This is a genomic window from Streptomyces spororaveus (genome assembly GCF_016755875.1).
In the GTDB taxonomy this organism is placed as follows: Bacteria; Actinomycetota; Actinomycetes; order Streptomycetales; family Streptomycetaceae; genus Streptomyces; species Streptomyces spororaveus.
The window spans coordinates 2667760-2689952 of the sequence record NZ_BNED01000005.1 but is presented as its reverse complement, the minus strand read 5'-3'; the positions used below and the strand labels follow the sequence as shown (position 1 = coordinate 2689952).

Annotated in this window: 18 protein-coding genes; 13 read left to right on the top strand and 5 right to left on the bottom strand. The window is 73.3% G+C overall.

Annotated features, from left to right (window positions below; genetic code table 11):
* Nucleotides 1-25: 25 nt before the first annotated feature.
* From ispG to Sspor_RS14160, 4 genes are all read left to right on the top strand, one after another.
* Nucleotides 26-1183 (top strand): flavodoxin-dependent (E)-4-hydroxy-3-methylbut-2-enyl-diphosphate synthase, encoded by a 1158-nt coding sequence (ispG, locus tag Sspor_RS14175; RefSeq protein WP_202199471.1) that lies wholly within the window; start codon nt 26-28, stop codon nt 1181-1183.
* Nucleotides 1184-1342: 159 nt separating this feature from the next.
* Nucleotides 1343-2185: a GNAT family N-acetyltransferase gene (locus tag Sspor_RS14170; protein ID WP_202203655.1), complete on the top strand. Its 843-nt coding sequence runs from the start codon at nt 1343-1345 to the stop codon at nt 2183-2185.
* Nucleotides 2186-2271: 86 nt separating this feature from the next.
* Nucleotides 2272-2814 (top strand): GNAT family N-acetyltransferase, encoded by a 543-nt coding sequence (locus tag Sspor_RS14165; RefSeq protein ID WP_202199470.1) that lies wholly within the window; start codon nt 2272-2274, stop codon nt 2812-2814.
* A gap of 42 nt (nt 2815-2856) precedes the next feature.
* Nucleotides 2857-4554: a proline--tRNA ligase gene (locus Sspor_RS14160; protein WP_202199469.1), complete on the top strand. Its 1698-nt coding sequence runs from the start codon at nt 2857-2859 to the stop codon at nt 4552-4554.
* A 98-nt stretch (nt 4555-4652) separates the two neighbouring features.
* Here the strand turns inward: Sspor_RS14160 and Sspor_RS14155 are convergent, their stop codons facing one another.
* The 4 genes from Sspor_RS14155 to Sspor_RS14140 are packed head-to-tail and all read right to left on the bottom strand — an operon-like array spanning nt 4653 to nt 7580.
* Nucleotides 4653-5612 (bottom strand): slipin family protein, encoded by a 960-nt coding sequence (locus Sspor_RS14155; protein WP_202199468.1) that lies wholly within the window; start codon nt 5610-5612, stop codon nt 4653-4655.
* Between the two features lie 42 nt (nt 5613-5654).
* Nucleotides 5655-6557, bottom strand: coding sequence for an aminoglycoside phosphotransferase family protein (locus Sspor_RS14150; RefSeq protein WP_202199467.1), 903 nt, complete (start codon nt 6555-6557; stop codon nt 5655-5657).
* Nucleotides 6558-6573: 16 nt separating this feature from the next.
* Nucleotides 6574-7041 (bottom strand): ferritin-like domain-containing protein, encoded by a 468-nt coding sequence (locus Sspor_RS14145; protein ID WP_237403863.1) that lies wholly within the window; start codon nt 7039-7041, stop codon nt 6574-6576.
* A complete protein-coding gene (locus Sspor_RS14140) occupies nt 7038-7580 on the bottom strand; it encodes a hypothetical protein (RefSeq protein ID WP_202199466.1) in 543 nt (180 codons plus the stop codon). Before Sspor_RS14140 ends, Sspor_RS14145 begins: the two co-directional genes overlap by 4 nt.
* A 167-nt stretch (nt 7581-7747) precedes the next feature.
* Here Sspor_RS14140 and rimP point away from each other — a divergent pair, with 167 nt between their 5' ends.
* From rimP to Sspor_RS14095, 9 genes are all read left to right on the top strand, one after another.
* On the top strand, nt 7748-8245 hold the full coding sequence (gene rimP / locus Sspor_RS14135) for a ribosome maturation factor RimP (protein ID WP_202199465.1): 498 nt from the start codon (nt 7748-7750) through the stop codon (nt 8243-8245).
* Between the two features lie 2 nt (nt 8246-8247).
* Entirely contained in the window at nt 8248-9258 is a 1011-nt protein-coding gene (nusA, locus tag Sspor_RS14130) for a transcription termination factor NusA (RefSeq protein ID WP_202199464.1), read from the top strand.
* A 145-nt stretch (nt 9259-9403) separates the two neighbouring features.
* Complete coding sequence (locus Sspor_RS14125) at nt 9404-9691, top strand: YlxR family protein (protein WP_202199463.1); 288 nt, start codon at nt 9404-9406, stop codon at nt 9689-9691.
* A gap of 149 nt (nt 9692-9840) precedes the next feature.
* Entirely contained in the window at nt 9841-12975 is a 3135-nt protein-coding gene (gene infB / locus Sspor_RS14120) for a translation initiation factor IF-2 (protein WP_202199462.1), read from the top strand.
* A gap of 160 nt (nt 12976-13135) precedes the next feature.
* On the top strand, nt 13136-13429 hold the full coding sequence (locus tag Sspor_RS14115) for a DUF503 domain-containing protein (RefSeq protein ID WP_030161467.1): 294 nt from the start codon (nt 13136-13138) through the stop codon (nt 13427-13429).
* A 28-nt stretch (nt 13430-13457) separates the two neighbouring features.
* On the top strand, nt 13458-13910 hold the full coding sequence (gene rbfA, locus Sspor_RS14110) for a 30S ribosome-binding factor RbfA (RefSeq protein ID WP_202199461.1): 453 nt from the start codon (nt 13458-13460) through the stop codon (nt 13908-13910).
* Complete coding sequence (gene truB, locus Sspor_RS14105) at nt 13907-14815, top strand: tRNA pseudouridine(55) synthase TruB (protein WP_202199460.1); 909 nt, start codon at nt 13907-13909, stop codon at nt 14813-14815. The genes rbfA and truB overlap by 4 nt, the downstream gene beginning before the upstream one ends.
* 238 nt (nt 14816-15053) lie before the next feature.
* Nucleotides 15054-18635, top strand: coding sequence for a serine protease (locus tag Sspor_RS14100; RefSeq protein WP_202199459.1), 3582 nt, complete (start codon nt 15054-15056; stop codon nt 18633-18635).
* A gap of 126 nt (nt 18636-18761) precedes the next feature.
* A complete protein-coding gene (locus Sspor_RS14095) occupies nt 18762-19718 on the top strand; it encodes a bifunctional riboflavin kinase/FAD synthetase (RefSeq protein ID WP_202199458.1) in 957 nt (318 codons plus the stop codon).
* A 72-nt stretch (nt 19719-19790) separates the two neighbouring features.
* Here the strand turns inward: Sspor_RS14095 and Sspor_RS14090 are convergent, their stop codons facing one another.
* Entirely contained in the window at nt 19791-22133 is a 2343-nt protein-coding gene (locus tag Sspor_RS14090) for an SCO5717 family growth-regulating ATPase (RefSeq protein WP_202199457.1), read from the bottom strand.
* Nucleotides 22134-22193: the final 60 nt, after the last annotated feature.

Below are 22193 nucleotides of genomic sequence, written 5' to 3'. Positions count from 1 at the left end.
TCCACACCTTGGGGTTGCACAGCAGATGACTGCCATCTCTCTCGGAATGCCGGCCGTGCCGACGAAGCTTGCCGACCGCAGGGTCAGCCGCAAGATCCAGGTCGGCAAGGTGGCCGTCGGCGGCGACGCACAGATCTCCGTCCAGTCGATGACCACCACCAGGACCTCCGACATCGGGGCGACGCTCCAGCAGATCGCCGAGCTCACCGCCTCCGGCTGCGACATCGTCCGCGTGGCGTGCCCGACGCAGGACGACGCCGACGCGCTCGCCGTGATCGCCAAGAAGTCGCAGATCCCGGTCATCGCCGACATCCACTTCCAGCCGAAGTACGTGTTCGCCGCGATCGACGCCGGCTGCGCCGCGGTCCGCGTGAACCCGGGCAACATCAAGCAGTTCGACGACAAGGTCAAGGAGATCGCGAAGGCCGCGAACGAGACGCGCACGCCGATCCGCATCGGTGTGAACGCCGGCTCCCTCGACGCCCGACTGCTGAAGAAGTACGGCAAGGCCACCCCCGAGGCGCTGGTCGAGTCCGCGCTGTGGGAGGCCTCCCTCTTCGAGGAGCACGGCTTCGGCGACATCAAGATCTCGGTCAAGCACAACGACCCGGTCGTCATGGTCAACGCCTACCGCCAGCTCGCCGCCGCCTGCGACTACCCGCTGCACCTGGGCGTCACCGAGGCCGGCCCCGCCTTCCAGGGCACCATCAAGTCCGCCGTCGCCTTCGGCGCGCTGCTCTCCGAGGGCATCGGCGACACCATCCGCGTCTCCCTCTCCGCCCCGCCGGCGGAGGAGGTCAAGGTCGGCATCCAGATCCTGGAGTCGCTGAACCTCAAGCCGCGCCGCCTGGAGATCGTCTCCTGCCCCTCCTGCGGCCGCGCCCAGGTCGACGTCTACAAGCTCGCCGAAGAGGTCACGGCGGGCCTGGAGGGCATGGAGGTCCCGCTGCGCGTCGCGGTCATGGGCTGCGTCGTCAACGGCCCCGGCGAGGCCCGCGAGGCCGACCTCGGCGTCGCCTCCGGCAACGGCAAGGGCCAGATCTTCGTGAAGGGCGAGGTCATCAAGACCGTCCCCGAGTCGAAGATCGTGGAAACCCTCATCGAAGAGGCCATGAAGATCGCGGCGCAGATGGAGGCCGACGGCGTGATGAGCGGCGAGCCCACCGTCGCCATCGGCGTCTGATCCTCCGGGCCCGGCCCGGGCCCCGTCGTCAGTGGCCCCGGCACCGTTCCCGCAGCTCGGGGGCGGTCCGGGGCCTTTTGGCGACCTCGGACGCGGCATCCCCGGGCGCCGCCGGGTACAGTGCGGAGATCAGCAGACTTGCATGGTGAGGCCCCAGTGTTGACGCAGACCACCACCCGGGTCCTTGAGCCCAGTGATCTCGACGCCGCGATGGAAATCCTCGGACGCGAGCCGGTCGAGAACGCCTTCGTCACCTCCCGGGTCCAGGTCGCCGGACTCGACCCCTGGCGCCTGGGCGGCGAGATGTGGGGCTGGTACGCCGACGGCGAGCTCCGTTCCCTCTGCTACGCGGGCGCCAACCTGGTCCCCGTCTGCGCCGGACCCGACGCCGTACGCGCCTTCGCCGACCGCGCCCGCCGCACCGGCCGCCGCTGCTCCTCCATCGTCGGCCCCGCCGAGGCCACCCGGCTGCTGTGGCAGCTCCTGGAGCCCAGCTGGGGCCCGGCCCGCGAGGTCCGCTCCCACCAGCCGCTCATGGTCATCGAGCGCCCGTCCACCACGGTCGAGGCCGACCCGCGGGTCCGCCGGATCCGCAAGGACGAGATGGAACTGATCATGCCCGCCTGCGTGGCCATGTTCACCGAGGAGGTCGGCATCTCGCCGATGGCCGGCGACGGCGGGCTGCTCTACCAGGCCCGCGTCGCCGAACTCGTCGCCAGCGGCCGCTCCTTCGCCCACGTCGAGGACGGCAAGGTCGTCTTCAAGGCCGAGATCGGCGCCGCCACCGCTCGCGCCTGCCAGATCCAGGGCGTCTGGGTGGACCCCGAGTTCCGCGGCCTCGGCCATTCGGAGACCGGGATGGCCGCCGTCGTCGAGTACGCGCTGCGCGACGTGGCCCCCGTGGTCAGCCTCTACGTGAACGACTTCAACACCGCGGCACGTGCGGCCTACCGCCGCGTGGGCTTCCGCGAGGTCGGCGCGTTCATGAGCGTGCTCTTCTGACCCCGGCCGCCCCCGATCCGAAAGGCGGGCCACGGACCCCCGCTGCGGCATTCCGGCAGCCCCGTACCGCGAAGTAAGGTCGCCGCATGCTGCCTTCCGGAGTCCGAATCGGTCCCCTCGACCTCGCCGGCCGCGTGGACGAGGCCCTGCGCGTGCAGGCCGTCGCCTTCGGCCTCAGCGAGGAGGAGGTCGGCATCCGGCGCTACATCGTCCAGCGCCACATGACCTGCCGAGGGGCCCGCGCCCTCGGGGCGTTCGCCGAGGACGGGGCGCTCACCGGGTTCGTGTACGGGATGCCGAACGACCGCACCCACTGGTGGTCCACCATCGTCGAGCCCTACCTGCGGGCCGGCGGGCACGAGGGCTGGCTCGACGGCTCCTTCGTGATCACCGAGCTGCACGTCCACCCCGGCTTCCAGGGCCACGGCGTCGGCCGCGCCCTCATCACCGCCCTCACCGACGACGCCGCCGAGCCCCGCTCGATCCTCTCCGCCATCGACACCGAGAGCCCCGCCCGCGGCCTCTACCGGGCCCTCGGCTACACCGACCTCGCCCGCCAGGTCCACTTCCCGAGCGCGAGCCTGCCGTACGCGGTCATGGGCGCCCCCCTGCCGCTGACCAGGCCCTGAAACCGGTACCGCGGGCCGCCGGGCCCCCGGTAACCTCCCGACATGTCTACGCAACACGTGCAGCGCATGTCCCGCCTCATGGCCAAGACCCTCCGCGAGGACCCGGCCGACGCCGAGACCCTCAGCCACCGGCTCCTGGTCCGCGCCGGATACGTCCGGCGCAGCTCGGCCGGGGTGTGGACGTGGCTGCCGCTCGGCAAGCGGGTCCTGGACAACGTTTCGCGCGTCGTCCGCGAGGAGATGGACGCCATCGGCGCCCAGGAGGTGCTGCTCCCGGCCCTGCTGCCGAAGGAACCGTACGAGGTCAGCGGACGCTGGTCGGAGTACGGGGACCTGCTCTTCCGCCTCAAGGACCGCAAGGGCGCGGACTACCTGCTCGGACCCACCCACGAGGAGATCTTCACCCTCGTCGTGAAGGACCAGTGCACCTCCTACAAGGACCTGCCGGTCATGCTGTACCAGATCCAGACCAAGTACCGCGACGAGGCGCGGCCCCGGTCCGGGGTGCTGCGCGGGCGCGAGTTCCAGATGAAGGACTCGTACTCCTTCGACGTGTCCGACGAGGGGCTGGAGGAGTCCTACCGGCTCCACCGCGAGGCGTACGTCCGCATCTTCGAGCGGCTCGGCCTGGACCACCGGATCGTGTCCGCCGTCTCCGGCGCGATGGGCGGTTCGGCGTCGGAGGAGTTCCTGGCCCCGGCCGCGGCGGGCGAGGACACCTTCGTGGACTGCCCGTCCTGCGACTACGCGGCCAACACGGAGGCCGTGACCTTCGCCCTGGCCCCCGTCGCCGCCGAGCACCCGGCGCTGGAGGAGGTGGACACCCCGGACACACCGACGATCGAGACCCTGGCCGCACACCTGGGGGTACCCGCCTCGGCGACGCTGAAGAACCTCCTGGTCAAGGTCGACGGCCGGATCACGGCCGTGGGCGTGCCGGGGGACCGGGAGGTCGACCTCGGCAAGCTGGGCGAGCACCTGGCCCCGGCGGTGGTGGAGCTGGTGACGGCCGAGGACTTCGAGGGCCGTCCGGACCTCGTACGCGGCTACGTGGGCCCGCAGGGGCTGGAGAAGGTCCCCTACCTGGCCGACCCCCGGATCGCGCCCGGCACCTCATGGGTGACCGGGGCCAACCGGGCGGACACGCACGCCCGGAACGTGGTCTGCGGACGGGACTTCGAGGTCGACCGGTACCTGGACGTGGTGGTCGTGGAGCCGGGCGACCCCTGCCCGTCCTGCGGAGCGGGGCTGCACCTCGACCGGGCGATCGAGATCGGGCACATCTTCCAGCTGGGCCGCAAGTACGCGGACGCCTTCGGGCTGGACGTCCTCGGCCGGGAGGGCAAGCCGGTCCGGGTCACGATGGGCTCGTACGGCATCGGCGTCTCCCGCGCGGTGGCGGCGCTGGCCGAGCAGACGGCCGACGAGCGCGGCCTGTGCTGGCCCGCGGCGGTGGCCCCGGCCGACGTCCACGTGGTGGCGGCGGGCAAGGCGGTGCCGCTCGCGCTGGCGGAGGAGGCGGCGGCGGCCCTGGCCGGATCGGGGCTGCGGGTCCTGCTGGACGACCGCGCCGGCCTGTCGCCCGGCGTGAAGCTCACGGACGCGGAACTGATCGGCGTGCCGTGGATCCTGGTGGCGGGCCGCCGCTCCGCCGACGGCGTGGTCGAACTCCAGCACCGCGCATCGGGCACCCGCGAAGAACTCCCGATGGCCGAAGCCCTCGCCCGCCTGACGCCGTAGCCCGGCCGCGCCCCGGCTTCCCGGACCGCAATTTCAGCCTCGCCGGCGTCTGAGGCGCGGGTCCGGGCAGCGCCCGGCCGGAGGGCTCCGCGCAGCGGCTAGTCGCGCAGCCCCTCCCGTTCCTCCTCCGGCGGCGGCGCGTCGAGCATCAGCCCGTCCGCCGGGCCGCCGAGCGCGTCCGGAACCGCGGCTCCGTCGAGGGCGTCGGCGTCCGCGTCGGCGACCTCGGCCGGCCCGGGGCCTTCGGAAGCCGGGCCGGCCGGGGCCGGTCTGTCCCGCGCGGGGGCCGCCGCGGGCGGAGGGGCCGAGCGCTCCAGGAAGCGCAGCAGCTCCACCGGGAACGGCAGTACCAGCGTGGAGTTCTTCTCGGCGGCGACCGCCACGATCGTGTGCAGCAGGCGCAACTGCAGCGCCGCGGGCTGCTCCGACATGACCTCCGCCGCCTCGGCGAGCTTGTGCGAGGCCTGGAGCTCCGCGTCCGCGTTGATCACGCGCGCCCGGCGCTCCCGGTCGGCCTCCGCCTGCCGGGCCATCGACCGCTTCATCGTCTCCGGCAGCGAGACGTCCTTGATCTCGACCCGGTCGATCTGCACGCCCCAGCCCACCGCCGGGCTGTCGATCATCAGCTCGAGGCCCTGGTTGAGCATCTCCCGGTTGGACAGCAGATCGTCCAGGTCGGACTTTCCGATGATCGACCTCAGCGAGGTCTGCGCCATCTGCGAGACGGCGAACCGGTAGTCCTCCACCGCCACGATCGCGCTCGCCGGGTCCACGACCTTGAAGTACACGACCGCGTCCACCCGCACGGTGACGTTGTCCCGGGTGATGCCCTCCTGCGCGGGCACCGGCAGCGTCACGATCTGCATGTTGACCTTGCGCAGCCGCTCCACGAACGGAACGATCGTCGTGAAGCCGGGACCGCGGACCTCCTCGCGCAGCCTGCCGAAGCGGAAGACCAGGCCCCGCTCGTACTGCTTGACCACCCGGGCCGCGGCGCCCACGTAGACCGCGACGCCCACACCCGTGGCGATGGCCGCTGTCAGCAGTTCTTCGACCATGACGGCCCCCTGCCGGACATACCTTGATATCTACGGTATGCCCTACAACCAGGCCGCGAACTCCAGCAGCAGCTCCGCGTCCCGGCGCCGGCCGGCCGCCAGTGCCCGGTTGCCCGACTCCACGGCCCGGAACAGCGTCCAGCCCCGCAGCCGCTCGCGGTCCACCTCCAGGGCGTCCGCCAGCTTGTTCACCCGGCGCCGGGCTCCCGCCGCCCCCGCCGAGGAGGCCACCTGGTCCTCCAGCCGGTCCCGGACCAGCCGCGCCAGGTCGTACGCCCGCTCACCGACCAGCGGATCGGGCCCCACCGTCAGCCACGGGGCCCGCTCGCCCGCCAGCACCTTGCCCTGCCGGAAGTTCCCGTGCAGCAGCAGTTCCTCCGGCGGGGCCGCCACCAGCTCCGCCCGCATCGCCAGCGCCGTGTCGGCCAGCGCCCGGGTCTCCGCCGGGGCAGCCCGCAGGGCAGCCGACTGCGCCTGCGTGCGCTCCACCACCGTCTCCCACCCGTGCCCGGTCGGCGGTGTCACCCAGAGCCTGCGCAGCGTGCCGCTCGCCTCCAGCAGGGCCTTCGCCTCCGGCAGCGAGCGCAGGGACACCTCCGGGTGCAGCCGCTCCAGCAGCAGCGCCCCGTCGTCGTCGTGGTGCCGCGTGTCGAGGACCCGTACGGCCCCGAATCCGCCCCAGTGGGCCAGCGCGGCCAGCTCCCGGTCGGGGCGGGCGTGCGGGGGCGCGAGTTTCAGTGCGGCCGGGGTCCCGTCGGCGTACGTGACGAGCACCACCAGGCTGCTGCGGCCGCCCGGGGCCTGCACCCGCCGGGCCTCCACCCCGCGCCGGGACAGCGCGGCCTCGGTGAGTCGGGGCAGCTGCCCCAGCCAGTCCGTGTCCTGCGCCGTTTCCGGCATCTCGCCGAGCGCCCGTACAAGCCGCTGCGGCGGTTCGAAAGCCATGCGTGCGTGGTCCCTTTCAGCTGTGCCGGGCCCGTTGCGCCTCGTCAGCGCGTTCCGTGAGCCCAGGGAAGGCTACGCCGACACCGCGCCAGCGTGCCGCGCGCACTGCCGCCGCGCTCAGCGCGTCGGCCGCCTCCCGGCGCAGCGGACCCTCCGACGCACGCACCAGATCGGAGTACGCGCCGGCCACCCGGTCCTCGATCTCGGCGGCCAGCCGCTCCGCGTCGGCCTGGCTGCGCACCTCGAACGGCAGGGCGTACGCGGCCTCCGCGGGCCGGGGCGCGCCGCCCAGCTCCCGTACGGTCCGGGCCAGCGCGTCACGCCGCGCGAGGTGGCCGCCGTAGGACTCCCGGGCCTGCGTCGCGCGGGCCCCGGCGGACCGGGCGCCGATCACGCCGTAGCCGTACACGGCCGCGTGCTCGGCGGCGAGAGCGGCCTGGGCGGCTTCCAGGGCCCGGCCGGCGGGGGAGGGTTCGGGCTTCACGAGGTGGCTCCGGGATTCGAGGTCAGCAGGTACGCGTGTACGGCGCCGCAGGCGGCCACCGAGGCCAGCAGCCGGGCCAGCTCCCCGGGAGCCCCGGCCAGGTCGATGGTCCGGGACTCGGACAGGCTCCGCTCGGCGTCCGCGAGCTCGGTCAGGGCCTCCTCGGGCTTCGGCGGCACCGGCCCGCCGCTCGCCGCGGGCGCGGCGGCCCCCGTACCGCCGGAGCGGGACGGGGAGGGCGACGGCGGGGCCGAAGGGGTGAGGGACAGGGCCGCGGTGTGGGCGGCGACGGCGGCGCGCAGCGGGGCGAGCCGCGCGGCCAGGGCCGGATGGGCGGCCGCGGTGGCGTCGTAACGTTCCAGCAGCCGGGCGCTGTCACGAACGGCCGTCTCCCGCATCCGCCGTTCGAGTGGAACCGTGGTGCCGGCACCGCTCGTTCGGCCGTCCGAGCACCCGGTCAGCAGCGCGGCGCCGGCCGCGCCGGCCGCACCGGCGAGCAGGCTCCTGCGCGAGGGTCTCGAAGGCTGGGTCCAGGACACGGCGACGTCCTCCGGGTGATGACGGGGCTGATGGCGGGGCAGGGTGTGATCACGGTACCCGGGGCCCTGTCCACAGGGCGGACGGCAACACCCTCCGACACCGGATACCCTTTGACCTGACACACGACGGAAATCACAACAGCACACGCGGCCGAGGAGTCACCCGGATGAGCACCACCCAGAGCGACAGGCTGCGCGGACTGCTGGAGCCGCTCGTCGCCGCCAAGGGCCTGGACCTCGAAGAGATCGAGATGTCGCGGGCGGGCAAGCGCCGGATGCTGCGGATCATCGTGGACTCCGACGAGGGCGTGGAGCTGGACGCGTGTGCGGAGCTGAGTCGCGAGGTCTCCGACAAGCTCGACGAAACCGATGTGATGGGTGAGGACGAGTACGTCCTCGAAGTGAGCTCGCCGGGCGCCGACCGCCCGCTGACCGAGCACCGTCACTACGTTCGGGCGATCGGCCGTCTCGTGAAGTTCCAGCTCGTCGAGGGCGGGGAACTGATCGCCCGCATTCTCGAAGCCGACGACGAGGGCCTGGACCTCGAAGTCCCGGGCGTGAAGGGCCGCAAGGCGACCGCCCGGCGTATCGCATTCACCGACATCGCCAAGGCGCGTGTCGAGATCGAGTTCAACCGCAAGGACAAGAAGGAAGAGGAGGCGTAGCCGTGGACATCGACATGAGTGCCCTGCGGGGTCTGGTCCGGGAGAAGGAGATCTCCTTCGACCTGCTCGTCGAGGCGATCGAGTCGGCCCTCCTCATCGCGTACCACCGGACCGAGGGGAGCTTCCGCCGCGCTCGCGTCGTGCTGGACCGCACCAACGGTCACGTGGTCGTGTGGGCGACGGAAGACCCGAGGGATCTCGAAGAGGGCCAGGAGCCCAAGGAGTTCGACGACACCCCGTCGGACTTCGGCCGGATCGCCGCGACGACCGCCAAGCAGGTGATCCTGCAGCGTCTGCGCGACGCCGAGGACGACCTGACCTTCGGCGAGTTCGCCGGCCGTGAGGGCGATGTCATCACCGGCGTCGTCCAGCAGGGCAAGGACCCGAAGAACGTCCTCGTCGACATCGGCAAGCTGGAGGCCATCCTGCCGGTGCAGGAGCAGGTCCCCGGCGAGGAGTACACGCACGGTCTGCGCCTGAAGGCGTACGTCGTACGGGTGGCGAAGGGCGTCCGCGGTCCGTCCGTGACCCTCTCGCGCACCCACCCGAACCTGGTGAAGAAGCTCTTCTCGCTGGAGGTCCCGGAGATCGCCGACGGCAGCGTCGAGATCTCGGCGATCGCCCGCGAGGCCGGTCACCGCACCAAGATCGCCGTCCGGTCCACCCGTTCGGGCCTCAACCCGAAGGGCGCCTGCATCGGCCCGATGGGCAGCCGCGTGCGCAACGTGATGGCCGAACTGCACGGCGAGAAGATCGACATCGTCGACTGGTCGGACGACCCGGCGGAAATGGTCGCGAACGCCCTGTCACCCGCCCGGGTGAGCAAGGTCGAGGTCGTCGACTGGGACTCCCGGTCCGCCCGGGTGACCGTGCCGGACTACCAGCTGTCGCTGGCCATCGGCAAGGAGGGCCAGAACGCCCGCCTCGCCGCGCGGCTCACCGGCTGGCGCATCGACATCCGTCCCGACACCGAGGTGTCCCCGGACACCGACCGGGACCGGGACGGGGAATAAACCGGTACCGTCCGGGCTTCCCCGGACGGTAGACAGGGTGCACGGCCGCTGTTCCGGCAGCGGATACAAGACAACACGACAGCCGTTCGATCTTTCCCCCGCGACTTGTCGGGAGAGAGGTCGGTGCGGGGAGGTAGACTTAGGCGTGTCTGGCCGGACGCAAGCCCGCGCATGCCCCGAACGCACCTGTGTGGGGTGTCGGGAGCGAGCGGCCAAGAACGAACTGCTGCGCGTCGTGGCGGACGGGGACGCATGCGTCCCTGATCCACGCGGTACGCGGCCAGGACGGGGTGCCTATGTGCACCCTGCCGTGGTCTGCCTCGACCAGGCGATTCGGCGTCGTGCGTTCCCCCGGGCCCTTCGGTCCGCCGGAGCGCTCGACACGGAGAACCTGCGCAATGCCGTGGCCCGTGAGGCCGGGGCCACACCGTAAAGAAGTAGTACGGCACGGATACCCCGTGCGGTCAGGTACCTCGCGAGTTGGAAGTAGGTCGAGATTGCGATGAGCACTCGATGAGTACGCGATGAGTACGCCCATGAAGTAGCGACGGTCCGGCGTAACCCGGACCTAAAAGGAGCGAAGTGGCTAAGGTCCGGGTATACGAACTCGCCAAGGAGTTCGGAGTTGAGAGCAAGGTCGTCATGGCCAAGCTCCAGGAACTCGGTGAGTTCGTCCGTTCGGCGTCCTCGACGATCGAGGCGCCGGTTGTACGCAAGTTGACTGACGCGCTGCAGGGCCCCGGCGGTAACGCCGGCAAGTCCGCCGCGAAGCCGGGTGCGCCCCGCAAGGCCGCCCCCGCCAAGCCCGGGGCCCCGACCCCGGGTGCCGCCGCACGTCCCGCTGCGCCGAAGCCCGGCGCACCGGCCCCCAAGCCGGTCGTCGCGGAGGCTCCGGCCGCCGCAGCGCCCGCACCGGTGACTCCGGCCGCCTCCGGCCCGCGTCCCGGCCCGAAGGCTCCGGCCGCCCCGAAGCCCGCTCCGGCGGCGCCCGTGGCGACCGAGTTCTCCGCGCCTCCGGCGGCCCCGGCCGCCCCGGCGCGCACCGAGCGTCCCGCCGCGGCTCCCGGCCCCCGTCCGGCGCAGCAGCGTCCGGCCCAGGGTCAGGGCGGCCAGGCCGGTGCCCGTCCCGGCGCCCCGCGCCCGGCCGGCGCCACCCCCGGTGCCCAGACGCAGCGTCCCGCCGGAGCCCCCGGCTCCCAGGCGCCGCGTCCGCAGGGTGCCCGTCCGGCGGGTCCCCGTCCGGGCAACAACCCCTTCACCTCCGGCGGCTCCACCGGCATGGCGCGCCCCCAGGCGCCCCGTCCGGCCGGCGCGCCCCGTCCCGGTGCCCCCGGCGCCGGTGGCGGCCAGGGTGCTCCCCGCCCGCAGGGTGGTCCCGGCGGCGCTCCGCGTCCGCAGGGTCCCGGCGGCGCCCGTCCGACCCCGGGCGGCATGCCGCGTCCGCAGGGCGGCGCCCCGCGTCCCGGTGGTGCTCCCGGTGGTAACCGTCCGAACCCGGGCATGATGCCGCAGCGTCCCGCTGCCGGTGGTCCCGGTCCCCGTCCCGGTGGCGGCCCCGGTGGCCGTGGTCCCGGTGCGGGCGGCGCAGGTCGTCCCGGCGGTGCCGGTCGTCCCGCGGGCGGCGGCTTCGCCGGTCGTCCGGCCGGTCCGGGCTCGCGTCCCGGCGGCGGTGGCGGCTTCGGCGGCCCGCGTCCCGGTGGCGGCGGCTTCGGCGGCGGTCCGGCCGGTGCCGGTGGCGGCGGTCGTCCTGGCTTCGGTGGTCGTCCCGGTGGTCCCGGTGCCCGTGGTGGCACGCAGGGTGCCTTCGGCCGTCCCGGTGGTCCGGCGCGTCGTGGTCGCAAGTCCAAGCGTCAGAGGCGCCAGGAGTACGAGGCCATGCAGGCCCCGTCCGTCGGCGGCGTGATGCTGCCGCGCGGTGGCGGCGAGACCGTGCGCCTGTCGCGCGGTGCCTCCCTCACCGACTTCGCGGAGAAGATCAACGCCAACCCGGCGTCGCTCGTCGCCGTGATGATGAACCTCGGCGAGATGGTCACTGCCACGCAGTCCGTCTCCGACGAGACGCTCGAGATGCTGGCCGGCGAGATGAACTACGTCGTCCAGATCGTCAGCCCGGAGGAAGAGGACCGCGAGCTCCTCGAGGGCTTCGACATCGAGTTCGGCGAGGACGAGGGCGGCGAGGAATACCTCATGCCGCGTCCGCCGGTCGTGACCGTCATGGGTCACGTCGACCACGGTAAGACCCGACTGCTCGACGCCATCCGCAAGACGAACGTCGTTGCGGGCGAGGCCGGCGGCATCACGCAGCACATCGGTGCGTACCAGGTCTCCACCGAGGTCAACGACGAAGAGCGTCGCATCACCTTCATCGACACCCCGGGTCACGAGGCGTTCACCGCCATGCGTGCCCGTGGTGCGAAGTCGACCGACATCGCGATCCTCGTGGTCGCGGCCAACGACGGCGTCATGCCGCAGACGATCGAGGCGCTCAACCACGCCAAGGCCGCCGGCGTCCCGATCGTCGTCGCGGTCAACAAGATCGACGTCGAGGGTGCCGACCCGGTCAAGGTGCGCGGTCAGCTCACCGAGTTCGGTCTGGTCGCCGAGGAGTACGGCGGCGACACGATGTTCGTCGACATCTCCGCCAAGCAGGGTCTGCACATCGACTCCCTGCTGGAGGCCGTCGTCCTCACCGCCGACGCCTCGCTCGACCTCCGCGCCAACCCGGAGCAGGACGCTCAGGGTATTGCGATCGAGTCCCACCTCGACCGCGGCCGCGGTGCCGTCGCCACCGTCCTCGTCCAGCGCGGTACCCTCCGCGTCGGCGACACGATGGTCGTGGGCGACGCCTACGGCCGCGTGCGCGCCATGCTCGACGACAAGGGCAACAACGTCGAGGAAGCGGGTCCGTCGACCCCCGTCCTGGTCCTGGGTCTCACCAACGTCCCCGGCGCCGGCGACAACTTCCTCGTCGTGGACGAGGACCGTACGGCCCGTCAGATCGCCGAGAAGCGTGCTGCGCGTGAGCGCAACGCCAACTTCGCCAAGCGCGTCCGCCGGGTGTCCCTGGAAGACCTCGACTCGGTCCTCAAGGCCGGTCTGGTCCAGGAACTCAACCTCATCATCAAGGGCGACGCGTCCGGTGCGGTCGAGGCTCTCGAGTCCTCGCTGCTCCAGCTCGACGTCGGCGAAGAGGTCGACATCCGCGTCCTGCACCGCGGTGTGGGTGCGGTCACCGAGTCCGACATCTCGCTGGCGATGGGCTCCGACGCCATCGTCATCGGTTACAACGTCCGTGCGGCCGGCCGTGCCGCGCAGATGGCGGACCGCGAGGGCGTCGACGTCCGCTACTACTCGGTGATCTACCAGGCCATCGAGGAGATCGAGGCGGCCCTGAAGGGTCTCCTCAAGCCGGAGTACGAAGAGGTCGAGCTCGGTACGGCGGAGGTCCGCGAGATCTTCCGCTCGTCCAAGCTGGGCAACATCGCCGGTGTCCTCATCCGGTCCGGCGAGGTCAAGCGCAACACCAAGGCGCGGCTCCTGCGCGACGGCAAGGTCGTCGCCGAGAACCTCACCATCTCGGGTCTGCGCCGCTTCAAGGACGACGTCACCGAGATCCGCGAGGGCTTCGAGGGTGGTATCAACCTCGGTTCCTTCAACGACATCAAGATCGACGACGTCATCGCGACGTACGAGATGCGCGAGAAGCCGCGCGCGTAAGCGCGAGGCACATCGCACCGTGTCGTAGCTCGTCACACCGGGGCCGGTCGGCGGAATATCCGTCGATCGGCCCCGGCCGTTGCGTGTACGGTTCTGGTGACCCTGCCGCGCGACGGCCGGCAGGCCACCGAACCCGCACCGGCGGGATATCCGGAACTGCATGTACGTGGGGACTCTGTCCTTCGATCTGCTCCTCGGCGACGTCCACTCGCTGAAGGAGAAACGCTCCGTGGTCCGGCCCATCGTGGCCGAGCTCCAACGCAAGTTCTCCGTGAGCGCGGCTGAAGTGGGCGACCAGGACCTGCACCGCAGGGCCCGTATAGGGGTCGCTCTGGTGAGTGGGGACACGGGGTTCCTCTCGGACGTACTGGACCGCTGCGAGCGGCTGGTCGCTGCGCGTCCGGAAGTGGAGCTGCTGTCCGTGCGACGGCGCCTCCACGGTGATGAAGACTGATAGCAAGACATAAGAAGGAGACGGACCAGTGGCCGACAATGCGCGGGCGAAGAAGCTGGCGGACCTCATCCGGGAGGTGGTGGCCGAGAAGCTGCTCCGCGGTGTCAAGGACCCCCGCCTCGGTACGCACGTGACCATCACGGACACCCGGGTCACCGGCGATCTGCGGGAGGCCACGGTCTTCTACACGGTCTACGGCGACGACGAGGACCGGGCCAGCGCGGCGGCGGGCCTGGAGAGCGCCAAGGGCGTTCTGCGCTCCGCGGTCGGCCGGGCGGCGGGCACCAAGTTCACGCCCACCCTGACCTTCGTCGCGGACGCCCTCCCGGAGAACGCCAAGACCATCGAGGACCTCCTCGACAAGGCGCGCTCCTCCGACGCCCAGGTGCGCGAGGTGTCCTCCGGTGCCCAGTACGCCGGCGACGCCGACCCGTACAAGAAGCCGGGCGACGAGGACGACGAGGACGCAGCCTCCGAATGAGCAACAACGCAGGGAAGACGCCGGACGGGCTTGTCATCGTCGACAAGCCGTCCGGCTTCACTTCGCACGACGTGGTCGCCAAGATGCGCGGGATCGCCAAGACCCGCCGCGTCGGTCACGCCGGCACGCTCGACCCGATGGCGACCGGCGTGCTGGTCCTCGGCGTGGAGAAGGCCACCAAGCTCCTCGGCCACCTCGCGCTCACGGAGAAGGAGTACCTCGGCACGATCCGCCTGGGCCAGGACACCCTGACGGACGACGCCGAGGGCGAGATCACCTCCTCCACGGACGCCACCGGGGTCACCCGGGAAGCCGTGGACGCGGGTATCGCCAAGCTGTCCGGCGAGATCATGCAGGTCCCGTCCAAGGTCAGCGCCATCAAGATCAAGGGCGTGCGCTCCTACAAGCGCGCCCGCGACGGTGAGGACTTCGAGATCCCGGCCCGGCCGGTCACGATCTCCTCCTTCCAGGTGTACGACATGCGCGAGGCGGAGGCCGAGGACGGCACGAAGGTCGTCGACCTCGTCGTCTCCGTGGTCTGCTCCAGCGGTACGTACATCCGCGCCCTCGCCCGTGACCTGGGCGCCGACCTCGGCGTCGGCGGGCACCTCACCGCGCTGCGCCGCACGCGGGTGGGCCCGTACAAGCTCGACAAGGCGCGGACCCTGGACCAGCTCCAGGAGGAGCTGACCGTCATGCCCATCGGAGAGGCGGCCGCCGCGGCCTTCCCCCGGTGGGACCTGGACGCCCGGCGGGCCTCGCTGCTCGCCAACGGCGTACGGATCGACATGCCCCAGGAGTACGAGGCCGGTCGCACGGTCGCGGTCTTCGGGCCGCAGGGGCAGCTGCTCGGACTCGTCGAGAACAAGAACGGCAAGGCCAAGTCCCTCGCGGTCTTCGCCTGATCGTTGTCGTGGAGCGGTGAGCGCACAGGCAACTGCGGCTCACCGCTCCACGACCCCCCTCGGGTAGGTCTCTATCCACCCGGACCCCTGTATTCACCCGTCCGAGCAGGCGCTCGGAGTGAATGGAGGGAGCGTAAGGGGGCGCTTTCGCCTCGCGTGCTTTTCGTGCTGATCTTCACCTGCCTACCGTCGTGAGCACGGGGCGTTGCGGGGAAGCGGTGCGGGGAGTGGTGCGGCCATGGCGGAGCTCGTCAAGATCTGCGATCCCGCCGGGCGCACGCGCGGCAGCGGATTCGTCGCCGACGACCGCGGGACGGTGGTCACCAGTCACGAGGCCGTCGACGGCCTGACCCGGGTGGTGCTGCACGCCCCCGGGCGGACCTGGCTGGCCGAGCCGGCCGACGTGACCGCGCTGCCCGGCCTGGCACTGGCCCTCATCCGCACCGACGGACTCGGCGTACGGCCGCTCCCGGTGGCGCCGCGCGAACTGATCGACCCCGGGACCTACGTACGGCTGCCCGCGCGGGGATGGCGGCAGGCGCGAGTGCTGGGCGGCGCCGAGGTCAGCTACCCGGCGGCGGACCGGTCCCACGCGGTACGGACGGGCGTGGCCGTGGAACTGGCGATCGGCACCGACGGCCGGGACGCGCTGCGACTGGGCGGGGAGGCATGCGGGGGCCCGGTCCTCGACGCCGGAACCGGAGCGGTGCTCGCGGTGGTGGGCACCGCTCTGCGGGCGGAACACCGCTCCGGCGGCTTCGCGGTGGCCCTGCGGGCGGCGGCCGGTACCGACCCGGACGGCCCGCTGGCCGCCCTGCTGGAGCGCAATGCCGCGACCGTGCCCGGCCACGGCGGGGACCTGAACCTCGCCGGAGCGCTGGAACTGACCGCGACCACGCTCGGAGCCGCCTTCGCCCCGGACGACCCGGAAGCCGTGGAGCGCCCGGGCATCGTCGCCGAACTCACCGCCTTCACCACCGGGGACCGCCCGGTCCTCGGCCTCGTGGGAGACCCGGGCACGGGCCGCACCACGGCGCTCGCGGCCCTGGCCGTGCGCCGCGCGCGGGGCGCCTGCCCGGCGCCGACGCTGTGGCTGCGCGGCGCGGACCTGCGCGCCGCCGACACCTCCCTGGCCGACGCGGCGACCCGCGCCCTGACCGCGGCGGCCCGCATCGTCGCCGCCGCGCGCGGTGACGACGGGCCCGTGAGCACGCCGGAACACTCCCCGCGCCATGGTTCCGACGGGCCCGTGAGCACGCCGGAACACTCCCCGCGCCATGGTTCCGACGGGGCCGGGTGTGCGCCGGGGCGCTCCCCACAGGGCGCCGAACGCCCTGCCGCCGCGCCTTCCGGCGCCTCGCCACGTTCGGCGCCGGAGGAGACGCCCCGGCGCACGCCCGGCCCCGGCGGAACCACCCCGGCCGAGCGGCGCGGGCAGCCGGCGGGAGCCGCGGCGCGGCTCGCGCACGTGGTCGCCCGCGCCGGCCGCCGCCTGCTCGTCGTGCTCGACGCCCCCGAGGAGATGCCGCCGGAGCTCGCCCACCGCCTCGGCCCCTGGACCACCACCACCGCCGAGTGGCTGCACGCGACCGGCACCCGGCTGATCGTCGCCGCCCGGCCCGAGTACTGGGAGGGGGCCGGCGCCCTCTACCCGCCCGGGGCGCTGCACACCCCGGCCCGCCCCGCCCGGCGGCTGCCGCCCGCCCTCCCGCTCGCGGACCTCACCGCCGCCGAGGCGGAGACCGCCAGGGCCCGCCTCGGCATCCCCGCCGACGCCGTCCGGGAGGCCGACGCCCGGCACCCGCTGACCCTGCGCCTGCTCGCCGGGATCCGCGCCGCCGAGGTCACCGCCGGCCGCCCCGGCCGCGACGAGGTCTTCGCCGCGCATCTGGACCTGCTGTGCCTGCGTACCGCCGTCCGGATCGCCGCGGCCTGCGCCGACGCCGGGGGCGCCAGGGTGCACGGGCCCGGGGTCAGGCGGCTCGCGGCGCGCGTGGCCGGCCGGGTCCACGAGGCCGCGCGCCGCGCCCTGGGACCCGGACAGGGGCAGCTGGACCGGACCTCCTTCGAGGAGCTGTTCCCCTGGCGTACGGGCTGGGCCTCCGCCGTGCTCACCGAGGGACTGCTGGTGCCCGCCGGCACCGGCTACCGCTTCGCCCACGAGGAGCTGTCCGACTGGATCCAGGCCGGCCACCTGGACGTCCCCACCGCGCTCGCCCTGCTCGTACACGGCCCCGCCGAGCCCGGGCTGCCCGTGCCCCGGCACCGGATCGGGCCCGTCCTGGAGGCCCTGCGCAGGCTCGCCCCCGACCGGCTGCGCGGCGAGCTCACGGCTCTGGTCGACCGGCTCAACCGTTTCACCGAGGAACCGGAGGGGGCCACCCCGGACCGCGCCTGGTGGGCCGCCCGGCTGCTGCGTGAAACCCTGCTCCGGGCCCCCGACGCCCGGACCCACCTCCCCGTCCTGCACGCCCTCGCCGAGCACGTGACCCGGGCCGGCCCGGGGGAGTTCGGCGGCTGGTTCTGGACCCGGCTCCGGCTGCCCGAGCCCGACCGCCTCGACCTGCTGCGCCGGCTGCTGCCCGCCGACCCCGCCGAGGCGGTCCCCGGCGACCGCTATCTCGATGCCGCGGCCCGCCGCCTCGCGAGGGACCCGCAGCGCGCGCAGCCGCTGCTCTGCGCCTGGTTCACCGACGGGCGCCGACTGCGCGGCCGCCCCGGGGCCACCGTGGCCACCGCCGCGCAGGCCCTGCTGCACACCCACCGCCGCCTCGCCGTGGACGACCTCACCGAGGCGCTCGTCCGCGCCGCGCACCCGCGCGCCGACGAGCTGCTCGCCGTACTCGCCGAGGAGGAGCCCTCCGCCCTGTGCCGGGCCGTCGACCGCTGGGCGCACGACGAACGGCCCGAGCGGCGGGTCGCGGCCGCCGCCTACGGGCTCGCCACCGCCCCGTACGTGCGCACCCCCGCCGACCGCGAGCTGTTGCGCCACGCCGCCCAGACGCTGCTCGCCCGCCCCGCCGACACCGCCCTGCACGGCAGCGCCCTCGCGATCCTGCTGCGCGACCCGCAGGCGCGCGGCCGCTACCTGCCCGACGCCCTCGCCCGCTTCCGCGATCCCGGGTCCGGCTCCCGGCTGCCCGCGGCGGCGCTGGTCGCGGCCCTGCCCGTACTGCCCGACCCGGACGAGGTGTTCGCCGCCCTGCGGGCCCGGGCCGACGGCGAGGTCGTGCGGGCCCTGGCCGCGCTGACCACGCCGGGGCTGGCCCGGCGCGCGGGTGAGCTCGTACGGGAGCACCTGGCGCGGAGCCCCGGGGACGCACCGCACGCAGCCTTCTTCGTGGACCGGCGGCTCGACCAGGGCCCGGCCGCCGTCTCGGTCGTACGGCCGCTGGTGCTGGACCTGCTCCGCGGCGCCCCGGCCGGGGTGCGGGCGGAGCTGGCCGCCGTACTGGCCGCGCCGGGTGCGGCGGCCTCGCACCCGCTGCGCGGCGAGCTGGCCGACACCCTGCTGCGCGAGGAGGCCGATCCGGGCGTGCTCGACGCGTTCCTCGGGGCCCTCGCGGCGAAGGCCCCCGGGCGCGCGGAGGACCGTACGCGGGAGCTGCTGCGGCGCACCGGGCGGCAGCTGCTGCGGGCCCCGGGCGGGGCGGCGGTCTTCGAGCGGCGGACGGTGGAGCTGGCCCGGGCCGAGCCGGTCTTCGGGGCGCTGGTGGCCCGCTGGCTGGCGACGGCGACGGCGGAGTCCGCGGCCCTGCTCGGGCCGAGCGCCCGGCGGACGCTGGAGACACTGAGCAGGGCGGCCGCGGATGTGACGTGACGACAGACACGGTGGCGGATCCAGGCAGATGCCGATGCGGGGCACCGGCCACCGGCATGGCAGTCTTAGACCTGCAATCGGCAATCAGTTCAAGGACTAAACGGGTTCGGGCGAGGAGCGGTCACAGTGCAGCGCTGGCGTGGCTTGGAGGACATCCCCCAGGACTGGGGACGCAGCGTCGTCACCATCGGCTCCTACGACGGCGTGCACCGGGGACATCAGCTGATCATCGGACGGGCGGTGGCCGCGGCGCGTGAGCTCGGCGTCCCCTCCGTGGTGGTCACGTTCGACCCGCACCCGAGCGAGGTGGTCCGCCCCGGCAGCCACCCGCCGATCCTGGCCCCCTACGACCGGCGTGCCGAGCTGATGGCCGGACTGGGCGTGGACGCGCTGCTGATCCTGCCGTTCACGGCGGAGTTCTCCCAGCTGTCCCCGGCCGACTTCATCGTGAAGGTCCTCGTCGACAAGCTGCACGCGCGCGCCGTCATCGAGGGCCCGAACTTCCGCTTCGGCCACCGGGCCGCCGGGAACGTCGACTTCCTGCGCGAGCTGGGCTCCACGTACGACTACGAGGTGGACGTCGTGGACCTGGTCGAGCGGGGCGAGGCGGGTGGCGGGGTGCCGTTCTCCTCGACGCTGGCGCGCCGACTGGTCTCGGAGGGCGACATGGACGGCGCGGCCGAGATCCTGGGGCGTCCGCACCGGGTCGAGGGCGTGGTGGTGCGCGGTGCGCAGCGCGGGCGCGAGCTCGGCTACCCGACGGCGAACGTCGAGACGCAGCCGCACACCGCGATCCCGGCGGACGGGGTCTACGCGGGCTGGCTGACGGCGGACGGCGAGCGGATGCCCGCGGCGATCTCGGTGGGGACGAACGTGCAGTTCGACGCGACCGAGCGGACCGTGGAGGCGTACGCGATCGACCGCGTGGGGCTCGATCTGTACGGGATGCACGTCGCCGTCGACTTCCTCGCGTACGTGCGGGGGATGGCGAAGTTCGAGTCGCTGGACGGGCTGCTGGAGGCGATCGCGGACGACGTGAAGCGGGCGCGGGTGCTGACGGACGCGTACGACATGAAGCGCTGACGCCGACGGACGAAGCAGAAGGGCCCGTACCACCCCCGGGGGTGGTACGGGCCCTTCTGCTTCGTCCGTCGGTCAGCCGAGGCGCGGGTCGCGCGGGGGCTGCTGGGGCTGGGGCGGCTGCTGCTGCGGGGCCTGGGGCTGCTGCCAGGGCTGGCCGGGCTGCGGGTACGGCTGACCGTAGGGCTGCGGCTGCTGAGGTTGGGGCGGCTGCTGGTACGTGGGCTGTCCCTGGGGCTGGCCGTACGGCTGCGGCTGCTGAGGCGGCTGCTGCCCGTAGGCGTGCTGAGGAGCCTGGGGCTGCTGCGGGGCACCCCAGTGACCCTGCGGGGCCTGCTGCTGGGCCCGCAGGAAGTCCTCGGCCACGAGGGCGGAGAGGTTGAAGTACGCCTCGCGCGTCTTGGGCCGCATCATGTCGAGATCGACCTCGGCGCCGGCCGCGAGGTGCTCGTCGAACGGCACCACGACGACACCGCGGCAGCGGGTCTCGAAGTGCTGCACGATGTCCTCGATCTTGATCATCTTGCTGGTCTCACGGACTCCCGAGATGACGGTCAGGGAGCGTGAGACGAGGTCGGCGTACCCGTGCGCGGAGAGCCAGTCGAGGGTGGTGCTGGCGCTGCTGGCGCCGTCCACGGACGGGGTCGAGATGATGATCAGCTGATCGGCCAGGTCCAGGACGCCGCGCATGGCGGAGTAGAGGAGGCCGGTGCCCGAGTCGGTGAGGATGATCGGGTACTGGCGGCCCAGCGTCTCGATGACGCGGCGGTAGTCCTCGTCGTTGAAGGTCGTGGAGACGGCCGGGTCCACGTCGTTCGCGATGATCTCCAGGCCGGAGGGCGCCTGGGAGGTGAACCGGCGGATGTCCATGTACGAGTTCAGGTACGGGATCGCCTGGACCAGGTCCCGGATGGTGGCACCGGTCTCGCGGCGGACCCGGCGGCCGAGGGTACCGGCGTCGGGGTTCGCGTCGATGGCCAGGATCTTGTCCTGGCGCTCGGTGGCGAGGGTGGCGCCGAGGGCGGTGGTGGTCGTGGTCTTGCCGACGCCGCCCTTGAGGCTGATGACGGCGATGCGGTAGCAGGACATGACCGGGGTGCGGATCAGCTCCAGCTTGCGCTGGCGCTCCGCCTCGGCCGCCTTGCCGCCGAAGCGGAACCGGCCGCCGACACCGTTGTTGTTGTTCTTGGGCTTCTGCTTGTTGCGCAGCAGGCGGTCGGACGACAGCTCGACGGCGGCGGTGTAGCCGAGGGGAGCCCCGCCGCCGGTCTGGCCGGCCGAATAACGGGGGTCGTGCGGCTGCGGCGGCTGCGGCTGCTGCGCATGCGGCTGCGGGTGCTGCTGCCCGGGCCCGGCGGACCACTGGCCGGCGGTGCGGGGGTCGTACTGCTGCGGCTGCGGCGCATGCTGCTGCGGCGGCGTGGGAGTCGGAGGCGGGAACGCGTAGGCCTCCGGGCTCCCGAACGAGGGCGGCGGCGACGGCAGTTCGCCGACGGATCCCCCGAACGGGGCCTCGGCGACGGCCGGCGGCGCGTCCGCGGGGCCGACCGGAGCCACCGGCGCCGAGGGCTGCTCGACGGGCGGCAGTACGGGCGTTCCCTCGGCGGGAGTGTCCCGGGGGCCTGCCCAGGGCGCGGGCGCAACCTCGGCCACCGGCTCGGCGACCGGCTCCGCGACGGGGGCCGACGGCAGGGCCGGGTACGGCGTGACCCCGTCGACGGGCGGCAGGGCCGGGAACGGCGTCGGGGGCGGAGCGTCGGCGGGAGCCGGGACGACCTCATCGGCCGCGGCCGGGGGTGCGGGTACGTCGGCGACCGGGGCCGGGGCCGGGTCCGAGAACGGTGCGACCGGAGCCGGGGCTTCGAGCGCGGGCGGGGCGTCCTCGACGGGAGCCGGGGCCGGGACCTCGAACGGCACGGGCGCCGGGGCGGTCGGAGGCACCGGAGCCGGGACCTCGAACGCAGCGGGGGCCGGAGCCGGGGCCTCGAACGGAGCCGGGGCCTCGGCGGCAGCAGGAGCCGGGGCCGGAGCCTCGGCAGCAGGAGCAGGAGCAGGAGCAGGAGCAGGGGTCGAGTACGGCAGCGCCTGCGCCTGGTACGCCGGGGCCGCGTCGGCCGGGGCGGCGGGCGCGGGCGGGAACGGAGCCGGCAGGCCCGCGCCGTCGGACGGCGTCCGCGGAGCCGGCGGAGCGATCCGCATCGTCGACGGCGATTCCAGTGCCGACGGGCGGTGGGGCTCGAAGCCGCTGCCCTCGGGGAGTCCCGGTACCTGCGCGGCGGGGGCCCCGCCCTGCATGTACCAGGCGGGCGGGGTGTAGTCGATCGTGAACTCGCCCGTCACTTCGGTCTCCGCGTCGGACTGATCGTCCGTCGGGACGTCCCACGTCCCGCCGCGCCTCTCGTTCCGATCGCCGCTCACTGGTCCTCCTGGTCTGTCGAACACTGGTCCGGCGCCCACCTCGCCGCGCCCGGACCCAGC

What these genes read in the sequence shown, in the direction of transcription:
- Sspor_RS14155 (WP_202199468.1), bottom strand. Translation starts at nt 5,612, where the DNA reads ATGGTCGAAGAACTGCTGACAGCGGCCATCGCCACGGGTGTGGGCGTC.
- Sspor_RS14115 (WP_030161467.1), top strand. Translation starts at nt 13,136, where the DNA reads ATGTACGTGGGGACTCTGTCCTTCGATCTGCTCCTCGGCGACGTCCAC.
- rimP (WP_202199465.1), top strand. Translation starts at nt 7,748, where the DNA reads ATGAGCACCACCCAGAGCGACAGGCTGCGCGGACTGCTGGAGCCGCTC.
- ispG (WP_202199471.1), top strand. Translation starts at nt 26, where the DNA reads ATGACTGCCATCTCTCTCGGAATGCCGGCCGTGCCGACGAAGCTTGCC.
- truB (WP_202199460.1), top strand. Translation starts at nt 13,907, where the DNA reads ATGAGCAACAACGCAGGGAAGACGCCGGACGGGCTTGTCATCGTCGAC.
- Sspor_RS14100 (WP_202199459.1), top strand. Translation starts at nt 15,054, where the DNA reads ATGGCGGAGCTCGTCAAGATCTGCGATCCCGCCGGGCGCACGCGCGGC.
- Sspor_RS14160 (WP_202199469.1), top strand. Translation starts at nt 2,857, where the DNA reads ATGTCTACGCAACACGTGCAGCGCATGTCCCGCCTCATGGCCAAGACC.
- Sspor_RS14150 (WP_202199467.1), bottom strand. Translation starts at nt 6,557, where the DNA reads ATGGCTTTCGAACCGCCGCAGCGGCTTGTACGGGCGCTCGGCGAGATG.
- Sspor_RS14165 (WP_202199470.1), top strand. Translation starts at nt 2,272, where the DNA reads ATGCTGCCTTCCGGAGTCCGAATCGGTCCCCTCGACCTCGCCGGCCGC.